Raw genomic sequence first — 15,883 nt, 5'->3', positions numbered from 1 at the left:
GGTTAAAAAGGGCGGTTATGGGTGGAAGGGGGCCTTGGTCGGAACGACGCCGGGCAGGGTTGGCATGGTCCAGCCGGGACCGCGGGGCATGTCCTCGTTGTCATCGCCGTTGCCGTTACCGTTGCCGTTGCCGGGGAGGCCGGGCGCGGGCAGCCCTGGCCGTTGGCCTGGCGACGGCAGGATACCGCCCCGCCCGAAAGCCGGCGGCGTGGTGCGCGGCCTGCGTCCGGACTGCTTGTCCGGGTCCTCGTCGCCGTCCTTTGCCGCACGAGTGGGTGCCGACCGCGGGGCCCTGGATGGTGCCGGCTCCGGGGTGCCGGCAGGGGACGTCGCGGCAGGCGCAGGGAAGGCCGGGGCCGAGGACGGCGACGGCCGGACATGCTCAGGGTCCGGCGTACCGGGCCCCGCGGGCTGGAAAATGACGCTGACGTTCTGGCTGACGCTGTGCCGGAAGTCCTCGCTGGATGCCGCCACAGCGCCGGCACCAAGGGTCATGGCAGCCACGACGGCGCCACCGACGATTGCCAGCCGACGCTTCCGGCCGCGGCGCTCGGCGAGGCTGGTGACCCCGGCCGGCAGCGATTCATCGGCGGCAGCCTCCGCGGACGCGACCACGGGCAGCGCCGTCGTCGCGACCGTGGGCAGCGCCATCGTCGTGGCTAGGACAGGGGCATTGGAACGAGTTGATCCAGCGGCGAGCAGTGCCGCGAGGTCGGCGCGGGGCGCGGGAGCCGCGTCCGGGGCCACGGCACGGAGCAGTTCGAGCGCGCTCCGGAGCTCGGTTGCGGCTTCGAGGCCGGAGTCGCTCAGCATCGCCTGGATGCTGCCATCCTGCTGGGGGTCGCGGGTGCCGGTCATGATGCTGCGTGGTCCTTTTCGGTTACGAGTTCGCGCAGGGCACTGAGCCCGCGGCGCTGAAGCTGCTTGATGGCACCCGGCGTCTTGTCCATGATGCCGGCCACCTGTTCGATGGAAAGGTCCGCGACGATCCGCAGGACCAGAACTTCCCGTTGCTCCTCATTGAGCATCGCGAGAGTGTCCGAGATACCGCCCAGGGATCCGAGCACCTCGTCCTCGGCTGATGCCGAGTAGCGCGCGTCGTTCAGGGGGTCGTATTCGGCCAGGTGGGGCATGCGTTCCGCCCGCCGCCTGTAGTCGACCAGCCGGGCGTGGGCGACGGAGAAAATGAATGTCCGCAGACCCGTGTGGCCGCCGCTGACGCCGACCAGTTTCGGCAGGACGTCCACGAACACGTCTTGGGTCAGGGCCTCGGCGTCGTCCACGCCCCGGGCCCGGAAGTATCCCAGCACGGCCGGGGAAATCACCGTGTACACGGCGCTGAAACCTGATGGGTCACCAGCTAAAGCGGCTGACAATTCGTCGTCGCTTAGCTGCTGTGCCAAGAGGCTGTCCTTCCGTTACTGCTGGGGTGCGGCCCCGGCAAGTCTAGCGGCCGCACCCCGGAGCCCTTCAGAGTCAGGGCACATTCCTTGCTGTCAGACCCGTGCCGGGTCGAGGCTAAACAGCCGGAAATTACTTGTCGTGCTGGGGCAGTTCGACGGACGGCTGGGCCGGGGTTGCCGGCACAGCCGGGGTTGCCGGGACGCCCTTGGCGCCGGGGACGGCCGGGGTGGCCGGAACTGCGGACTTGACGTTGGCGTTGGCGCGTGCCTCGCCGGCAGCACCCTTGACGCGGGCGTCGCCCTTGACGGTGGGGCCGGCCTTTGAGTCAACGGAACCGTCGACGGAGCCTTCGCCGGCAGCCTCGGTGCCGTCAACGTCGGCGTCGGCGTTAGTGTGGCCTTTGGGCGAGCCATCAGTCGACGGGGTCGCCGGAACTGCGGGGACAGCCGGCGCGGCGGGCTTTGCCGGGAGCGTAGGTGTGGCCGGAACGGCCGGGACAGCTGGCGTGGCGGGCGTAGCGTGGTTCACTTCAGCCTGCTCGGTGCCGGACATCTGGGCCGCGTTGGCCAGTCCGATGCCGGAGAAACCTCCGACTGCCAGGATGGCGGCGCCGACAGCAATCTTGGTGGTCTTGCTAACACTCTTCATTACAGACATACATCCTTTGTTTTTTTGGTGGAAGGCGGGCTGAGGCCTCGTTGGGGGCAGTCGACAGCCCACTCTCGTCCAGAAAAGGCTGGCCGGCGCCCATGGGGGCAGGCGCCGGCCGGCGCTTGCGGTAAAGGGCCGACCGGAGACCAAATGGGGGGAAGGCGCCGGTCGGCACTTACGGTGGAAGGCCAGCCGGGGTCTGGTGGGGGGTCCGAACTCCGGCGGCGCTTACAAAGGGGTAATCGCTGGGCGGGCCGGAAAGGTTACGCACCAATCGGAATTTTCTTGATTTCTTTTTTGGGGCCGGCGGTGCCGGGACTTAACGACGGGGGGCCCCCAGGGAACCCGCAGCCATCCCACCCATTGCCATCCGACCCGTTGCGCTGTCACTTAGGGTGGTTCTCAGAGCTCAGAGCGACCCAAGGTGATAGCGCAACAGCCTCTAGGACCGGAAGAGCCCGCTGTAGGCGTTGAGGGCGAGCTGTCCGCCCAGGTGGGCGTAGAGAACGTTGCTCCCGGCCGGAATCTCCCGGCTTTTCACGAGGTCGATCAGCCCGGCCAGGGACTTGCCTTCGTAGACGGGGTCGGTGATCATGGCCTCGAGCGAGGCGCCCAAGCGGATGGCTTCCAGGGTGGAGTCGACGGGAATTCCGTAGCGGTCCCCGGCCCAACCCTCCATGACGTTGATTTCGTCGTCACGCAGTTCCCTGCCCAGGCCGATCAGCTCGGCGGTGTTCCGGGCGATGCGTTCAACCTGGTTGCGGGTTTTCGTCAGGGTGGCCGAAGCATCGATGCCGATCACGCGGCGTGGCTTGTCCTGGCCGGCGAAACCCGCGATCATCCCGGCGTGGGTGGAGCCCGTGACGGTGCAGACGATGATCGTTTCGAAGAAGATGCCGAGTTCCCGTTCCTGCTCTTCCACCTCGTAGGCCCAGTTGGCGAAGCCCAGCCCGCCCAGCCTGTGATCGGACGCGCCGGCCGGGATCGCGTACGGCTTGCCGCCGGCCGCCTTGACCTCTTCGATCGCGTTCTCCCAACTGCTGCGGATGCCGATATCAAAGCCCGCGGTCTCCAGCCGGACGTCGGCGCCCATGATGCGCGAGAGCAGGATGTTGCCCACGCGGTCGGACAGGGGATCCGGCCAGTCGACCCAGTTTTCCTGAACCAGGCGGGCCTTGAGGCCGAGTTTCGCGGCCACCGCCGCGACCTGGCGGGTGTGGTTGGACTGGTATCCGCCAATCGAGACGAGGGTGTCGGCGCCCTGCGCCAAGGCATCCGGAACGAAGTATTCGAGCTTGCGCGTCTTGTTCCCGCCAAAGGCGAGGCCGCTGTTGACGTCCTCCCGTTTCGCCCAGATCTGCGCCCCGCCCAGATGCGCGCTGAGCCGAGGCAGCGGGTGGATGGGACTCGGTCCAAACATCAGGGGGTAGCGCTCAAAATCGTTGATGGCCATCGTCGGTCCTTCGCTCGCGGTGGGAAACGGCTGGGTGAACAACAAAGATGCAATACATTGCATGGTCGGACACCGGTAGGCGTCAACCCTCAGCACGCAGCAGGTGGCCGGGCGACGCGGGGGCAGGCGCTACCGGAGCTTAAACGGCGACGGCGGCGAGCCGCCCATTCCAGGGTGGCCCGCCGCCGTCGTGCGCCAGTTTGTGAAGCGCCAGTTTGTGAAGCGTCAGTGAGTCAGTGGCGTCAGTCGTTGATGAGGTCGTTGACCACGATCGTCTGGTCGCGGTCCGGGCCGACGCCGATCGCGGAGAACCGCGTGCCGGAGAGCTTCTCCAGGGCCAGCACGTAGTTCCGGGCGTTTTCCGGCAGGTCCTCCAGGGTGCGGGCGCCCGTGATGTCCTCGGTCCAGCCCTCGAAGTACTCGAAAATCGGCTTGGCGTGGTGGAACTCGGTCTGGGTCATGGGCATTTCGTCGTGCCGCACGCCGTCGACGTCGTAGGCCACGCAGACCGGGATCTGCTCGATGCCCGTCAGGACGTCCAGCTTGGTGACGAAGTAGTCCGTGAAACCGTTGACGCGGGAGGCGTGGCGGGCCAACACGGCGTCGTACCAGCCGCAGCGGCGGGGACGGCCGGTGTTGACGCCGAACTCGCCGCCGGTTTTTTGCAGGTACATGCCCATCTCATCGAACAGTTCGGTGGGGAACGGTCCTGCGCCCACGCGGGTGGTGTAGGCCTTGATGATGCCGATGGACCGCGAGATCCGGGTGGGGCCGATGCCCGAGCCCACGGAGGCACCGCCCGCGGTCGGGTTCGAGGACGTCACGAAGGGGTACGTGCCGTGGTCAACGTCCAGGAACGTGGCCTGGCCGCCCTCCATGAGGACCACCTTGCCTTCGTCCAGTGCAGTGTTCAGGACATAGGTGCTGTCGATGACCAGCGGGCGCAGGCGCTCGGCGAAGGACAGGAAGTACTCCACGATCTCGTCCACCTCGATGTCGCGGCGGTTGTAGACCTTGACCAGGAGTTCGTTCTTCTGGCGCAGCGAGCCTTCGACCTTCTGGCGCAGGATGGAGGCGTCAAAGACGTCCTGGACGCGGATGCCGAGGCGGGCCACCTTGTCCATGTAGGCCGGGCCGATGCCGCGGCCGGTGGTGCCGATGGCGCGGCTGCCGAGGAAACGCTCGGTGACCTTGTCCAGCACCTGGTGGTAGGGCGCCACGAGGTGCGCATTGGCGGAGACACGCAGCTTGGAGGTGTCCGCGCCGCGGGCCTCCAGTCCGTCGATCTCCTGGAACAGGGCTTCCAGGTTCACCACGCAGCCGTTGCCGATGATCGGAATCGCGTTCGGGCTCAGGATGCCGGCCGGAAGGAGCTTGAGCTCATACTTCTCACCGCCTACGACGACGGTGTGCCCGGCGTTGTTGCCGCCATTGGGCTTGACGACGTAGTCGACGCGGCCACCAAGCAGGTCAGTGGCCTTACCTTTGCCTTCGTCGCCCCATTGGGCTCCGACGATCACGATTGCTGGCATGGGATCCTCCCCCATTCGTTCGGGCCGAACTACATTTTATGACCAGGTGGTCACGGCAGCTCAGCGCCGTTCATGAGAATGCCCCGAATCTACCGCTGTGCACTTGCCCAACGCCAGAGTTCCGGGGCTCTTACCACCCAAGTTTAGCCGAAAACGGTCACCGGCATCGCTTTGGGTCCTTGTTTGGACGTGGCAGCTAGCTCGTGGTGAACGCCAGGGCGGCTTCCGCGAGTGAGGGCCACGCGTCCGCGGCGGCCGCAGGCACTTCCACCCAGTCCTTGAAGGGGCGCCCCATCCCGGACGGGTCAAAGAGCTGCGCGCCGGGGAGTTCCAGGGCGCGGACGAGGTGGGGCGAATTCCGGCCCAGCTTGAAGGCCATCGCATCCACGTTGAGGCAGGCCATCGCCTTGCGGTTGACCATTAGGGCCCGGGAGCCAAAGGTCTGGCCCAGCGCGACGCCCGCGCCGGCGAGGTCTGCGGCCACGCCCTCGAAGGCGTCGACGGCGGCAGCGGACGATTCTTTCTTCTTCATGGCGTTCGTCATAGCTGCATCATCCACCAGGCCAGGCTCGACACATAGCGGGCACCACTTGCGGGACCACCCGGAGTGGAATTGAGTGGGAGTGAGCATCCCGAGCGGCTTACCGCGGCCGCCATGGCCGGCCAGGCTGCTACCGCCAGGACCGATGGAAAGGAAACCGCGCCATGTCGCAGAACACCGACCACATCCGCGTGACCCACGCCGGCTCTTTGCCGCGCACAATCGAGCTGATCGCCGCGAACGAGGCCAAGGAAACCGACGGCATCACGCCCGAGTTCCTCGACCTGCTCGAAACTTCTGTCGTGGACGTCATCCAGCGCCAGAAGGAGCTGGGTATCGACATCCCCAATGACGGCGAGTACGGGCACACGATGTCCAGCTCCGTGGACTACGGTGCCTGGTGGAATTACTCCTTCTCCCGGCTCGGCGGACTGGAGCCGACCGACGTCGACCGCTGGGCCGACGCGAAGGTGCACCGTTCTTCCCCGGGTCACATCGTCCTGACCTCCTTCCCCGACCGGCGGGACCGGCTGACGTTCGACGAAGCGTACAACGACCCCACCTCCGGGATTTTGGCCCACCGCAAGGCCGTCACGCAGCCGAAGATCGCCGGGCCGCTGACCTACACGGGCCAGGATCTCGTGGCCTCGGACATCGCCAATTTGAAGACCGGCCTGGCCGCGGCCGGCCTCACCGAAGGATTTGTCGCCTCCCTCTCCCCCGGGTCATGCGCCCGCGTGGCCAATGAGTACTACCGGAGCGATGAGGAACTCCTCTATGCCTGCGCCGACGCGATGCGCGAGGAATACAAAGCGATCATCGACGCCGGCCTGACGGTCCAGCTCGACGACCCCTCCCTGGCGGAGAGCTGGGACCAGATCAACCCCGAGCCGAGCCTGGCCGACTACCTGAAGTTCATCCAGCTCCGGGTCGAGGCAACGAACTGGGCGCTGCGTGATCTTCCGCAGGAGCAGATCCGGCTGCATGTCTGTTGGGGTTCCTGGCACGGCCCGCACACCACGGACATCCCCTTCGCGGACATCGTCGACTCAGTCCTGCAGATCAATGCCGGCGGCTACTCGTTCGAGGCGGCCAATGTCCGGCACGAGCACGAATGGCGGGTCTGGGAGGACACCAAGCTGCCCGAGGGGAAAGTCATCATCCCCGGGGTCGTCTCGCACGCCACCAACGTCGTGGAGCACCCTGACCTCGTGGCCGACCGGATCGTGCGCTTCGCAGACCTCGTGGGGCGCCAGAATGTCATTGCGTCCACGGATTGCGGGCTGGGCGGCCGGGTGCATCCGCAAATTGCGTACGCCAAGCTGGAGGCCCTCGGCGAAGGGGCACGCCGCGCCACCAAGCGGCTCTGGTAGCAGCACCGGGCGGCAAAGGCGGGGCCGGCACTGCATTTCGCGGGGCTTGATAGACTGATAGGGATCGACCAGGAATCGGTCCACACCACATTTTCACACCACACCATTGCTCCGCATGCCCAATATTTGGCGTGCCCGCAACCGGCGTGGCTGCTTTGCCAATCCCGCAGGAGACCCAGCACCATATGACAGCCCTGGCCACCGAAAATTTCCGCGAAGAGCTTCTGAGCCGCCGGTACGAACCTAGCGTCGCCCCCGTCAACGAGCTCCTTGATGCCCTCCAGGCAACCAAGGCTGGCACCGCTGTCCCCTACGTGGACCCCATGCACGACGTCGATGAGTGCCGCATCATCAGCCTGTACTCCAACATCGGCACGGCGGATGCGTCAGGCTTCATCACCGCCGGCGATGACGAGGCGGCCACCCGCATGCTGGGCATCCAGTGGAAGCTGGGCCTGCGTCCTGAATTCGTCATGCCGTGGAACGTCCACCCGTGGCACGTGGGCGACGAGCCCAACGGCAAGTTCACCCCGGACCAGATCTCGGCCGGACTCAAACCGCTGCTGAAGTTCCTCGCCCTGGTCCCGCGTGCGTCCGTGATCGTGGCGCACGGCACCGAGGCCAACCGCCTCGCCAACCTGCTGCTCAAGACCGAGGTGCCCATGATCTGGCGCCGCGGCCTGAAGACCTACAAGGTCCGCTCGCTCAGCGGCCGGGCATTCGCCGGCACCCCGGCCCGGCAGGAAGAGTACCTGGCCGAGATGCACACCGCGTACGCGGATGCCATGGCCCGGACGGGACTGGCCAAAGCCAGCTAGTCCCGGCCCTGAACACTTGACGACGGCGGGCTCCCACCCCAAGGTGGGAGCCCGCCGTCGCTCGCTAACCCCAACGCACGTTAAACCCCAACGCGGGGTCACTTACGGCCCGTCCACGGGGGTGGAATGGGCTGTAAGTGACCCCGCGTTGGGGTGTGCTGCCTGGTCGTGTGCTGCCTGGGTCAGCCCTCGGACTCGATCGCGGCCCTCGCGACGGGATCGGAATCCTTGAGGAACTTTTCGATCCGCTCCGGCTCCTCGGCCTCGCCGATCGCCGCGGACGCACGGCCCAGCGAGTAGAGCGAGCGCAGGAAGCCGCGGTTGGGTTCGTGCTCCCACGGGATCGGCCCGACGCCCCGCCAGCCGTTGCGGCGCAGCGAATCCAGGCCGCGGTGGTAGCCCACCCGCGAGTACGCGTAGGAATCGATGGTGCGGCCTTCGTTCCAGGCCTCCTCGGCCAGGATGGCCCACAGGAGCGAGGACGTGGGGTGCTTCGCCACGAGGTCCAAGGCTTCCTGGCCAAGCGCGAGGTGCTGGTAGATCTCAGTCTCGGCAGGCAGGAGCGTGGGCTCGGGACCCATCAGGTTCTTGCGGAACTCGTCGGACATGGCTAGAAGGTCTTGCCGGTGGAGCCGAGCTGCTGGGCGGCCTCGACCACACGGGCGGCCAGGCCGGCCTCGGCGGAGGCGCCCCAGACGCGGGGATCGTAGAGCTTCTTGCTGCCGACCTCGCCGTCGACCTTCAGCACGCCGTCGTAGTTGCGGAACATGTGGTCCACCACCGGGCGGGTGTAGGCGTACTGGGTGTCGGTGTCGATGTTCATCTTGATGACGCCGTAGGAGACGGCGTCCGCGATTTCCTTGTCCGAGGAGCCGGAGCCGCCGTGGAACACGAGGTCGAACGGGTTGGCCTTGCCGATCTTGGCGCCCACCTGCTCCTGGATATCCTTGAGGATCTCCGGGCGGAGCTTGACGCCGCCCGGCTTGTACACGCCGTGCACGTTGCCGAAGGTCAGCGCCGTGATGTAGCGGCCGTTTTCGCCGGAACCGAGCGCGTCGATCGTGGCCAGCGCGTCCTCGACCGTGGTGTAGAGCTTGTCATTGATGGCGTTCTCGACGCCGTCTTCCTCGCCGCCTACGGTACCGATCTCAACTTCGAGGATCATCTTGGCGGCCGCGGTGCGCTCGAGCAGTTCCCGGGCGATCCGCAGGTTTTCCTGCAGGGTCTCGGCGGAGCCGTCCCACATGTGCGAGTTGAAGAAGGGGTTGCGGCCGGCCTTGACCTCGGCCTCGGAAGCAGCGAGCAGCGGGAGCACGAAGCCGTCCAGCTTGTCCTTGGGGCAGTGGTCCGTGTGCAGGGCGATGTTGACGCCGTAGTTCTTGGCCACCTCGCGGGCGAATGCCGCGAAGCCCAGGGAGCCGGCAACCATGTCCTTGGTGGAGGCGCCGGACCAGTAAGCCGCGCCGCCGGTGGAGACCTGGACGATGCCGTCGGACTCAGCCTCGGCGAAGCCGCGCATGGCGGCGTTCAGGGTCTGGGAGGACGTGACGTTGACCGCGGGGAAGGCGAAGCCACCCGTCTTTGCGCGGTCGATCATCTCGGAGTAGATCTCTGGGGTTGCAATGGGCATGCTGACTCCTAAAGTGAATTTCGTCTACGGGCTGGTGATCCTGGAGGGAACCTCGTCGGCTACGAACCATCCTAGTCATTCCTGCGCCGGGGCCGTGTCTCCGGTCACTGCGCCCGTGTAATACTCGCGCCCCGGCGGCTCCGCCCTATCCCTCACGTGAATCCGCTTGCGCCCGCCCAGAAGGCAGATCGCGGCAGTGTTGGGCGAAAACATTGCCGCGAAGTGTCATCTCGCGCGCCAGCCGCGGCTCTCCAGCGCGGCCCGGACCTTGCTGACCGCCGTGGGATGCTCGCCCGCAAGGTCCAGCCGGGACACCCGCACCTCAAGCCATCCGGAGATCGCTGCAGTGTCCGCCCGCCGGATGTCGCGCAGGTACTGGTCTTGCCCATTGTGGTGTGCGCCCTCGTACTGGAGCGCGATACGCCACTCGGGGTAGGCGGCATCCGGCCAGAGCACCGGGGCGCCCGCTGCACCCCAGACCACCTCGTTCAGGGCCGGCTCGGGCAGGCCGCCGCGGATGAGCGCCAGACGCAGCCGCGTTTCGGGCGGCGAGTCAGCGCCAACACGAATGAGTTCGACGGCGGCGCGGGCTTTTCTCACGCCCCTGTTGCCAGGATGCCGCGCCACCATGGTCCGCAGCTCCGCAACGCTGCACAAGGCGTCACGGGGGACGGGAAACTCCGGGCCGTGCCCGCAGACCAGGAAGTCTCCGACCACAGCCAGATCATCCACTCCCAGCACTGAGGACAGGTCCAACCACGTGCGGGCCGGCGAGGTGAGTCGGACGCCGTCGAGCTCCATCACCTCGTCGGGGAAGAGCGTCAACACGTGCCCTACAACGTTGACCCGGCGGGGCCTGCTGAGGCCCCGCCGCCGGGCAAGGTGGATGCGCCAATCCTCCTCCAGACAGCCCGGCAGAGGTGCCGCCCAAAGCCGCGCCGCGGATACGAGGCTGAGGATGGACTCGTCATCCAGCTCGGTGTAGGCCCGGAGGGCAGCCGCGCCTGAGGACGCCGAGTCCACGGGCACCCGGATCCCGCGCGACACCGTGACGAGATCCTGAGCTTCGGTGCGGGTGCGGGTGACACCGGCGTTGTCGGCGGCGCGCAGCGAGAAGGAGCCGGTGGTCAGATGGAGGGGAAGTGGTGCCCGGCGCATGGCCCATTGTGACCGTTTCCGCCGTGCGCCGGGAGCGTTTTCCACAGGTGACGCCCGCAGACGCCGTTGAGAAGGCATTTCACGGCAATGTGAGGCGCAAACACTGCCGTGAAGTGCCTTCTCGCGCAGCGTTTGAGCGAAGAAGCCCCTATCCCGGGAGCTGGCCGAACACGTGGCGGCGGATCCAGGCGTGCATCGCGATCGCGGCGGCGGAGGCTGCGTTGATGGAGCGGGTCGAGCCGAACTGCTCGATCGACAAGGTGTCCAGCGCCGCGTCGTGGACCTCAGGAGTCAGGCCCGGGCCCTCCTGGCCGAAGACCAGGACGCAGTCCTTGGGCAGTTCGTAGGTTTCCAGCGGGACGGAGTCCGGGAAGATGTCGATCCCGATGATCGCCAGCCCCTCCGCCTGCGCCCAGGCCACGAAGTCCCCAACGGTGGGGTGGTGGCGGACGTGCTGGTAGCGGTCCGTGACCATGGCCCCGCGGCGGTTCCACCGGCGTCGCCCGATGATGTGGACTTCTTTGGCGAGGAACGCGTTGGCGGTCCGGACCACGGTGCCGATGTTGAGGTCGTGCTGCCAGTTCTCGATCGCGATGTGGAAGTTGTGGCGCTTGGAGTCCAGGTCTGCCACGATCGCCTCGTGCCTCCAGTAGCGGTATTTGTCCACCACGTTGCGCCGGTCGCCGTCCGCCAGGAGGTCCGGGTCCCAGTGCTCGCCCTGTGGAAGGTCGCCTTCCCAGGGCCCGACGCCGACCTCCGCCTTGGGCGCGGCCTCTGCCTCTGCCCCTGCCGCCGCTGAAGTCTCTGGCACTGGCTCTACGCCGGCAGTGCCGGGGATTTCGGGTTCAGTCACGCCTTCAACACTAGACTGGGTGGCAGGTAGCGGCACACTTACGGCGGAGGACACCATGGCAGACCAGCGCGAGAAGCAGGCGACCGAGTCAGACGAAGTACGTTCATCGGCATCCGTGTACCGCAGCGGCCAGGAAATCGAGTGCTGGCTCACGGACATGGACGGCGTGCTGGTCCACGAGAACCAGCCCATCCCGGGCGCATCGGAACTGATCCAGCGCTGGGTGGATACTTCCAAGCGGTTCCTCGTGCTCACCAACAACTCGATCTTCACCCCCCGGGACCTCGCGGCCAGGCTGAGTTCCTCCGGACTGGAAATCCCGGAGGAGAACATCTGGACCTCGGCCCTGGCCACTGCCCAGTTCCTCAAGGACCAGGTCCGCGGCTCGGAATCGGGGAACCGCGCCTACACGATCGGCGAAGCAGGACTCACGACGGCGCTCCACGAGGCAGGCTTCATCCTCACCGACCAGAACCCCGACTTCGTGGTGCTCGGCGAGACCCGCACCTACTCGTTTGAAGCCATCACCATGGCCATCCGCCTGATCCTGGCCGGCGCGCGTTTCATCGCCACCAACCCGGACGCCACCGGGCCCTCGAAGGACGGGCCCATGCCCGCCACCGGCGCCATCGCGGCCCTCATCACCAAGGCCACAGGCCGGGAACCGTACATTGTGGGCAAGCCCAACCCCATGATGTTCCGTTCGGCGATGAACCAGATCGACGCGCACTCGGAAACCACGGCCATGATCGGCGACCGCATGGACACCGACATCATCGCCGGCATGGAAGCGGGCCTGCACACGGTGCTGGTGCTCAGCGGCATCACCCACCGGGACGACATCGCTGCGTACCCGTTCCGGCCGAACCAGATCCTGAACTCCGTGGCAGACCTCAAGAACCAGATCTGAGGAGGACCTCAGAACGCGGTCATCTTCCCGCCGCCGCCCGGCAGCGGGAAGAGGTCGTCCTGGAGCTTGTCGATGATGGGCCGGTAGACGAACGGGCTCCAGCCCGGGCTCGCGTGCTCCGGCCTCGCCCCGTCAGTGCGCAGGTCATCCGAGGCCATATTCGCCTTATAGGTTAGTGACCAGGTATCCCGGGCGGTCTCGTAGTCCACGGTCTTGTCCGCGGGGTTGCCGATGAACGCCATCTTTGTTCCGCCGAGCTTCCCGACGAATCGGCTGGGCTCAAAGTGGTAGATGTAGGCGGATTCGGACTGGATCAGCACGCTAGACGGCGCGATCGGGGAGAGCTGTTCCAGGGTCTGGTCCACCACTTGCCCCCAACTGCGTTCATTCTTGTGCAGCATCCTCTCGCCGAGCTCGTAGCCGCCGCGCAGCACTGTGGGGAAGCGGAAACCGCTTTCGTACAACAGCACCACGCCCTCAAACCAGCTCTGGTCCAGGACGTCGTGCCGGCTCGCGGGACTGGAGTCGAGGAGGATGAACGCCACTTCGACGCCGTGCAGCTCGCGCAGCCGGGCGGCCACCTGGGTTGCCACCATGCCGCCGAAACTGTGGCCGTAGAAGTAGAGGGTGGTGAGATTGTGGGCGCGGACGTGCTCGATCACCGCAATGACCACCTCGTCGATGTCCAGCCCCTCGTTGGAATACCCGACGGCGGCGAGCCGGCCCCTCTTGTTGAGGGAGCCGCGCAGGGCGTTCAGGATCCACAGGGCTTCTTCCCAGCCCGTCTTGTAGCCGGGGAACAGGATCCAGCTGGCGTGGGGGTAATACCGTTCGGCGAAGTCATCGGGCACTTCGAGGATCCGGGTGACACGCCGATCGTCCTGCACGCGCCGCGTGAACAGCATGTCCGCCGCCAGCACAGAAGCGGACCCGGCGCCGATCAGGAAAGTGCGCCGGGAAACCCGTCTAAGCTCGACGGCGCGGCGGAGCATGCGGGCCTCGGCAGTACCGGGGCCTCGCGGATGGTTCGGTTCCACCTCGGCCGGCACATCACTACCGTATCCACGGTCCGCCGGGGATGAGAAACCGGACTAATCCGGAAGACGGAAGGGCAGCCGGGAGCGCCGGCGGCGCCGCTGGCCGACTACACAGGCTCGGGCTCGCGGCCTACCTCGCGGCGGGTGATCTCCATGCTGATCGCGTCGTAGGTCGCCAGCAGTTCCGAACGGGCCGTGCCAGCGGGGTCGTCGAGCAGGCCGAACACGGAGTCGCTCGCGGCGAGGAGTTCGTCGTCGGAGAAGCGGGTCAGCCGACGGGTGCCAGAGGGATCGATGGAGGCCAGGAATTCCCCGGACACGTCCAGCGTGGGCAGTGCGGCGCAATCGTCGCTGTGCGGGGTCAAGTCCAGTGAGACGCCGCCGGGGGCGGGCATGCCGGCCGTCTCCGAGCCGGCGCTTCCGCCGTCGATCGCGTTGAGGTCGTTGCGCAGCCCGGCCAGCGCCGATGACTCCACGAAGGAGGCCAGGCCGAGGTCGACCCGGATGTGCGAGGTGATCCCCATGCGGCGAACCCGCTGGATAACGTGCATCAGGGAGGGGCGGGAGGCTTGCGTGAGGCTCCCCCGGACACTAATCCGGACGACGTCGGAAACGACGTCGAGTTTGACATGGGCTTGCAGCGTTTGGTCCATAGGTACTCCAAAGAAGGTCTCTATGGCCGACGGCTCAACCGCATTCAGCGTATCCGCGCTTGTGGTTGCACACAAGTCATAGGCGGCCGCCAGTTCAGCCTGCCTGACGCCGATCCGGCTCTTCGTAGTGCGTCCGGGTAGCCGTTCCGCCCACAGACTGCACCAGCGAGGCGGCGATATCGCGCAGCTTGACGTTGCCGTTGCTGGAGGCATCGGAGAGGATCCGGACCGCGGTTTCCTGGTCACAGCGGTTCTGCGCCATGACGATCCCGATCGCCATGTCGATGGTGGTCCGGGATTCCAGCGTGGCGCGCAGGTTGGTGGCGCTGTCCGTGTGCAGCGAGAACCGGACTGCCAGCCGCAGCGCCTGGGAGATCTCGCGGGTGTAGCCACGGGCCCGGACGGCGACGTCGCCGTCGAACTTGCGCGGGACATCGGAGTAGAGGTTCAGCGCCGCCTGGGCGTCGCCCTGGAGATGGAAAGGCACCGACAGCACCGAGCGCAGGCCGTGCGAGGCGACGGCGGCGGCGTAGTCGGGGCCCCAGCGGTCCTCGTCGAAGAGGTCCGGGACGTAGACCTCCCGTTCCTCCTTGGCGGCGGTCAGGCAGGGGCCCTGGGACAGGGAGTACTGGATCTCGTCCACTTCGCGGGCGGAGTCACTGCTCCAGCCGATCGTGGCGGCCTTGCGGTCCCGCAGCAGCGTAATTCCGCACAGCGCGTCGTCGCCGGAGCCCGCCACCTGGTGCGCGGAAAAACGCGCGAGTTCGTTCAGGAACGCTTCAAAGTCCGCGCTGTCCAGGATCAGGTTCTGAATCTGGTCAACCGTGCCCACCGAGATCCCGGTGTCCTGGCCTTTCGGACCACGATCCACACCGCTGTTCAGCAACTTTTCGGACGGGAGCATGGCGCGTGTTCTCCAGATAATGGAACGGATGGGTATCCAGCAAATGATAGGTCACGGCCCCTACCCCGTCCACCCGCGCAGGTCAGAGGGGGAACGCCTCAGCTGAGGCCCAGTTCGTCCTTGCCGAAGGCGAAGAGGTACGGGACACCGGCTTCGGCTTCAATCTTTTCCTTGGCACCCGTGTCGCGGTCCACGATCACGGCGACGGCCACCACGTTGCCGCCGGCCTTGCGGACGCCTTCGACGGCGGTCAGCGCGGAACCGCCGGTGGTGGAGGTGTCCTCCAGGACCAGGACCTTGCGGCCCTCCACCGAGGGGCCTTCCACCTGGCGGCCCATGCCGTAGGACTTCTGCGCCTTGCGGACCACGAACGCGTCCACCGGGCGGCCGGCGTCGACGGCGGCATGCATGACGGCGGTGCCCACCGGGTCTGCCCCCATGGTGAGCCCGCCGGCGCACTCGAAATCGATTCCGGCGTCTTCCATCAGGGAGAGCATGACCTGTCCCACCAGTGTGGACGCCTCGTGGTGCAGGGTGATGCGGCGCAGGTCGATGTAGTAGTCGGCTTCCGCGCCGCTGGAGAGGATGACCTTGCCGCGGACGACGGCCAGTTCCTTGATCAGTTCCAGCAGTCGGGCACGGGCAGCGGCAGCGTCGGCTGCGAAGTCACGGGTGGCAGTCATGCGTCCCAGTTTAGTGGGCGCCCCGCCGCGGATTCCCAGCCGGTTTCCTGTATGTCGGCGGGCGGCCAGATGTCAGCGCGCCCCGATCTCCCACGCGAGACCTACCGGCCCGCACTAACAGCGTGTTCCCCTCTGCTAGACGATATGAAGTGTGGTGATCGCCTGACGTAGGACTGGAACCCCGGGTTCAAAGAGGTTCGTGGGTTGCCGGTCCACGGTCTGTTCCGCAATCTGGTGCGGGGTGTGGACTGGTAGAGCCACATTTGAACGTCTGGAGGTTCCA

Annotated in this window: 17 protein-coding genes; 3 read left to right on the top strand and 14 right to left on the bottom strand. The window is 66.6% G+C overall.

Going from position 1 to position 15,883, the window contains the following annotated elements; translation table 11 throughout:
* Window positions 1-15 precede the first annotated feature (15 nt).
* From AC1DKQ_RS13625 to AC1DKQ_RS13600, 6 genes are all read right to left on the bottom strand, one after another.
* The gene (locus tag AC1DKQ_RS13625; RefSeq protein ID WP_476919265.1) at window positions 16-858 is read right to left on the bottom strand and encodes a hypothetical protein; all 843 of its coding nucleotides are present in this window, start codon (window positions 856-858) and stop codon (window positions 16-18) included.
* The gene (locus tag AC1DKQ_RS13620) at window positions 855-1,403 is read right to left on the bottom strand and encodes an RNA polymerase sigma factor (protein WP_476919264.1); all 549 of its coding nucleotides are present in this window, start codon (window positions 1,401-1,403) and stop codon (window positions 855-857) included. Before AC1DKQ_RS13620 ends, AC1DKQ_RS13625 begins: the two co-directional genes overlap by 4 nt.
* A 130-nt stretch (window positions 1,404-1,533) precedes the next feature.
* Entirely contained in the window at window positions 1,534-2,052 is a 519-nt protein-coding gene (locus AC1DKQ_RS13615; RefSeq protein WP_476919263.1) for a hypothetical protein, read from the bottom strand.
* Window positions 2,053-2,497: 445 nt separating this feature from the next.
* Window positions 2,498-3,508, bottom strand: coding sequence for a 1-aminocyclopropane-1-carboxylate deaminase (locus AC1DKQ_RS13610; RefSeq protein ID WP_476919262.1), 1,011 nt, complete (start codon window positions 3,506-3,508; stop codon window positions 2,498-2,500).
* Between the two features lie 242 nt (window positions 3,509-3,750).
* A complete protein-coding gene (locus tag AC1DKQ_RS13605; protein WP_018776133.1) occupies window positions 3,751-5,040 on the bottom strand; it encodes an adenylosuccinate synthase in 1,290 nt (429 codons plus the stop codon).
* 196 nt (window positions 5,041-5,236) lie between these two features.
* On the bottom strand, window positions 5,237-5,584 hold the full coding sequence (locus AC1DKQ_RS13600; protein WP_476919261.1) for a hypothetical protein: 348 nt from the start codon (window positions 5,582-5,584) through the stop codon (window positions 5,237-5,239).
* A gap of 161 nt (window positions 5,585-5,745) precedes the next feature.
* On the opposite strand from AC1DKQ_RS13600, the gene AC1DKQ_RS13595 reads away from it, so the two are divergent.
* Together AC1DKQ_RS13595 and AC1DKQ_RS13590 are read left to right on the top strand one after the other, a co-directional pair.
* A complete protein-coding gene (locus tag AC1DKQ_RS13595; protein ID WP_476919260.1) occupies window positions 5,746-6,954 on the top strand; it encodes a cobalamin-independent methionine synthase II family protein in 1,209 nt (402 codons plus the stop codon).
* A gap of 185 nt (window positions 6,955-7,139) precedes the next feature.
* Window positions 7,140-7,772, top strand: a complete 633-nt coding sequence (locus tag AC1DKQ_RS13590; RefSeq protein ID WP_476884419.1) for a uracil-DNA glycosylase family protein — start codon at window positions 7,140-7,142, stop codon at window positions 7,770-7,772.
* 182 nt (window positions 7,773-7,954) lie between these two features.
* Here AC1DKQ_RS13590 and AC1DKQ_RS13585 read toward each other — a convergent pair whose 3' ends face one another.
* The 4 genes from AC1DKQ_RS13585 to AC1DKQ_RS13570 all read right to left on the bottom strand — a co-directional run bounded on the left by AC1DKQ_RS13585 (window position 7,955) and on the right by AC1DKQ_RS13570 (window position 11,413).
* A complete protein-coding gene (locus tag AC1DKQ_RS13585) occupies window positions 7,955-8,380 on the bottom strand; it encodes a DUF3151 domain-containing protein (RefSeq protein ID WP_476884407.1) in 426 nt (141 codons plus the stop codon).
* A 2-nt stretch (window positions 8,381-8,382) separates the two neighbouring features.
* Window positions 8,383-9,402 carry a class II fructose-bisphosphate aldolase gene (gene fbaA, locus AC1DKQ_RS13580; protein WP_377984658.1) on the bottom strand — a complete coding sequence of 340 codons (1,020 nt, stop codon included), beginning with the start codon at window positions 9,400-9,402 and terminating at the stop codon, window positions 8,383-8,385.
* A gap of 225 nt (window positions 9,403-9,627) precedes the next feature.
* The gene (locus AC1DKQ_RS13575; protein ID WP_476919259.1) at window positions 9,628-10,560 is read right to left on the bottom strand and encodes a hypothetical protein; all 933 of its coding nucleotides are present in this window, start codon (window positions 10,558-10,560) and stop codon (window positions 9,628-9,630) included.
* Window positions 10,561-10,708: 148 nt separating this feature from the next.
* Window positions 10,709-11,413, bottom strand: coding sequence for a TrmH family RNA methyltransferase (locus AC1DKQ_RS13570; RefSeq protein WP_476919258.1), 705 nt, complete (start codon window positions 11,411-11,413; stop codon window positions 10,709-10,711).
* Window positions 11,414-11,468: 55 nt separating this feature from the next.
* On the opposite strand from AC1DKQ_RS13570, the gene AC1DKQ_RS13565 reads away from it, so the two are divergent.
* Complete coding sequence (locus AC1DKQ_RS13565; RefSeq protein WP_476884410.1) at window positions 11,469-12,323, top strand: HAD-IIA family hydrolase; 855 nt, start codon at window positions 11,469-11,471, stop codon at window positions 12,321-12,323.
* A gap of 8 nt (window positions 12,324-12,331) precedes the next feature.
* Here the strand turns inward: AC1DKQ_RS13565 and AC1DKQ_RS13560 are convergent, their stop codons facing one another.
* From AC1DKQ_RS13560 to pyrE, 4 genes are all read right to left on the bottom strand, one after another.
* Entirely contained in the window at window positions 12,332-13,372 is a 1,041-nt protein-coding gene (locus AC1DKQ_RS13560; protein WP_476884411.1) for a thioesterase domain-containing protein, read from the bottom strand.
* Window positions 13,373-13,467: 95 nt separating this feature from the next.
* Window positions 13,468-14,013, bottom strand: coding sequence for a hypothetical protein (locus tag AC1DKQ_RS13555; RefSeq protein ID WP_476884412.1), 546 nt, complete (start codon window positions 14,011-14,013; stop codon window positions 13,468-13,470).
* 94 nt (window positions 14,014-14,107) lie between these two features.
* Window positions 14,108-14,917, bottom strand: coding sequence for a GAF and ANTAR domain-containing protein (locus AC1DKQ_RS13550; RefSeq protein ID WP_476884413.1), 810 nt, complete (start codon window positions 14,915-14,917; stop codon window positions 14,108-14,110).
* A 98-nt stretch (window positions 14,918-15,015) separates the two neighbouring features.
* Entirely contained in the window at window positions 15,016-15,600 is a 585-nt protein-coding gene (gene pyrE, locus AC1DKQ_RS13545; protein WP_476884414.1) for an orotate phosphoribosyltransferase, read from the bottom strand.
* Window positions 15,601-15,883: the final 283 nt, after the last annotated feature.

The organism is Arthrobacter sp. 05L421 (assembly GCF_056397785.1).
This window is presented reverse-complemented; position numbering and strand designations above follow the sequence as displayed.

What these genes read in the sequence shown, in the direction of transcription:
- AC1DKQ_RS13625 (WP_476919265.1), bottom strand. Translation starts at nt 858, where the DNA reads ATGACCGGCACCCGCGACCCCCAGCAGGATGGCAGCATCCAGGCGATG.
- AC1DKQ_RS13615 (WP_476919263.1), bottom strand. Translation starts at nt 2,052, where the DNA reads ATGAAGAGTGTTAGCAAGACCACCAAGATTGCTGTCGGCGCCGCCATC.
- AC1DKQ_RS13610 (WP_476919262.1), bottom strand. Translation starts at nt 3,508, where the DNA reads ATGGCCATCAACGATTTTGAGCGCTACCCCCTGATGTTTGGACCGAGT.
- AC1DKQ_RS13605 (WP_018776133.1), bottom strand. Translation starts at nt 5,040, where the DNA reads ATGCCAGCAATCGTGATCGTCGGAGCCCAATGGGGCGACGAAGGCAAA.
- AC1DKQ_RS13600 (WP_476919261.1), bottom strand. Translation starts at nt 5,584, where the DNA reads ATGACGAACGCCATGAAGAAGAAAGAATCGTCCGCTGCCGCCGTCGAC.
- AC1DKQ_RS13595 (WP_476919260.1), top strand. Translation starts at nt 5,746, where the DNA reads ATGTCGCAGAACACCGACCACATCCGCGTGACCCACGCCGGCTCTTTG.
- AC1DKQ_RS13590 (WP_476884419.1), top strand. Translation starts at nt 7,140, where the DNA reads ATGACAGCCCTGGCCACCGAAAATTTCCGCGAAGAGCTTCTGAGCCGC.
- AC1DKQ_RS13585 (WP_476884407.1), bottom strand. Translation starts at nt 8,380, where the DNA reads ATGTCCGACGAGTTCCGCAAGAACCTGATGGGTCCCGAGCCCACGCTC.
- fbaA (WP_377984658.1), bottom strand. Translation starts at nt 9,402, where the DNA reads ATGCCCATTGCAACCCCAGAGATCTACTCCGAGATGATCGACCGCGCA.
- AC1DKQ_RS13575 (WP_476919259.1), bottom strand. Translation starts at nt 10,560, where the DNA reads ATGCGCCGGGCACCACTTCCCCTCCATCTGACCACCGGCTCCTTCTCG.
- AC1DKQ_RS13565 (WP_476884410.1), top strand. Translation starts at nt 11,469, where the DNA reads ATGGCAGACCAGCGCGAGAAGCAGGCGACCGAGTCAGACGAAGTACGT.
- AC1DKQ_RS13555 (WP_476884412.1), bottom strand. Translation starts at nt 14,013, where the DNA reads ATGGACCAAACGCTGCAAGCCCATGTCAAACTCGACGTCGTTTCCGAC.
- AC1DKQ_RS13550 (WP_476884413.1), bottom strand. Translation starts at nt 14,917, where the DNA reads ATGCTCCCGTCCGAAAAGTTGCTGAACAGCGGTGTGGATCGTGGTCCG.
- pyrE (WP_476884414.1), bottom strand. Translation starts at nt 15,600, where the DNA reads ATGACTGCCACCCGTGACTTCGCAGCCGACGCTGCCGCTGCCCGTGCC.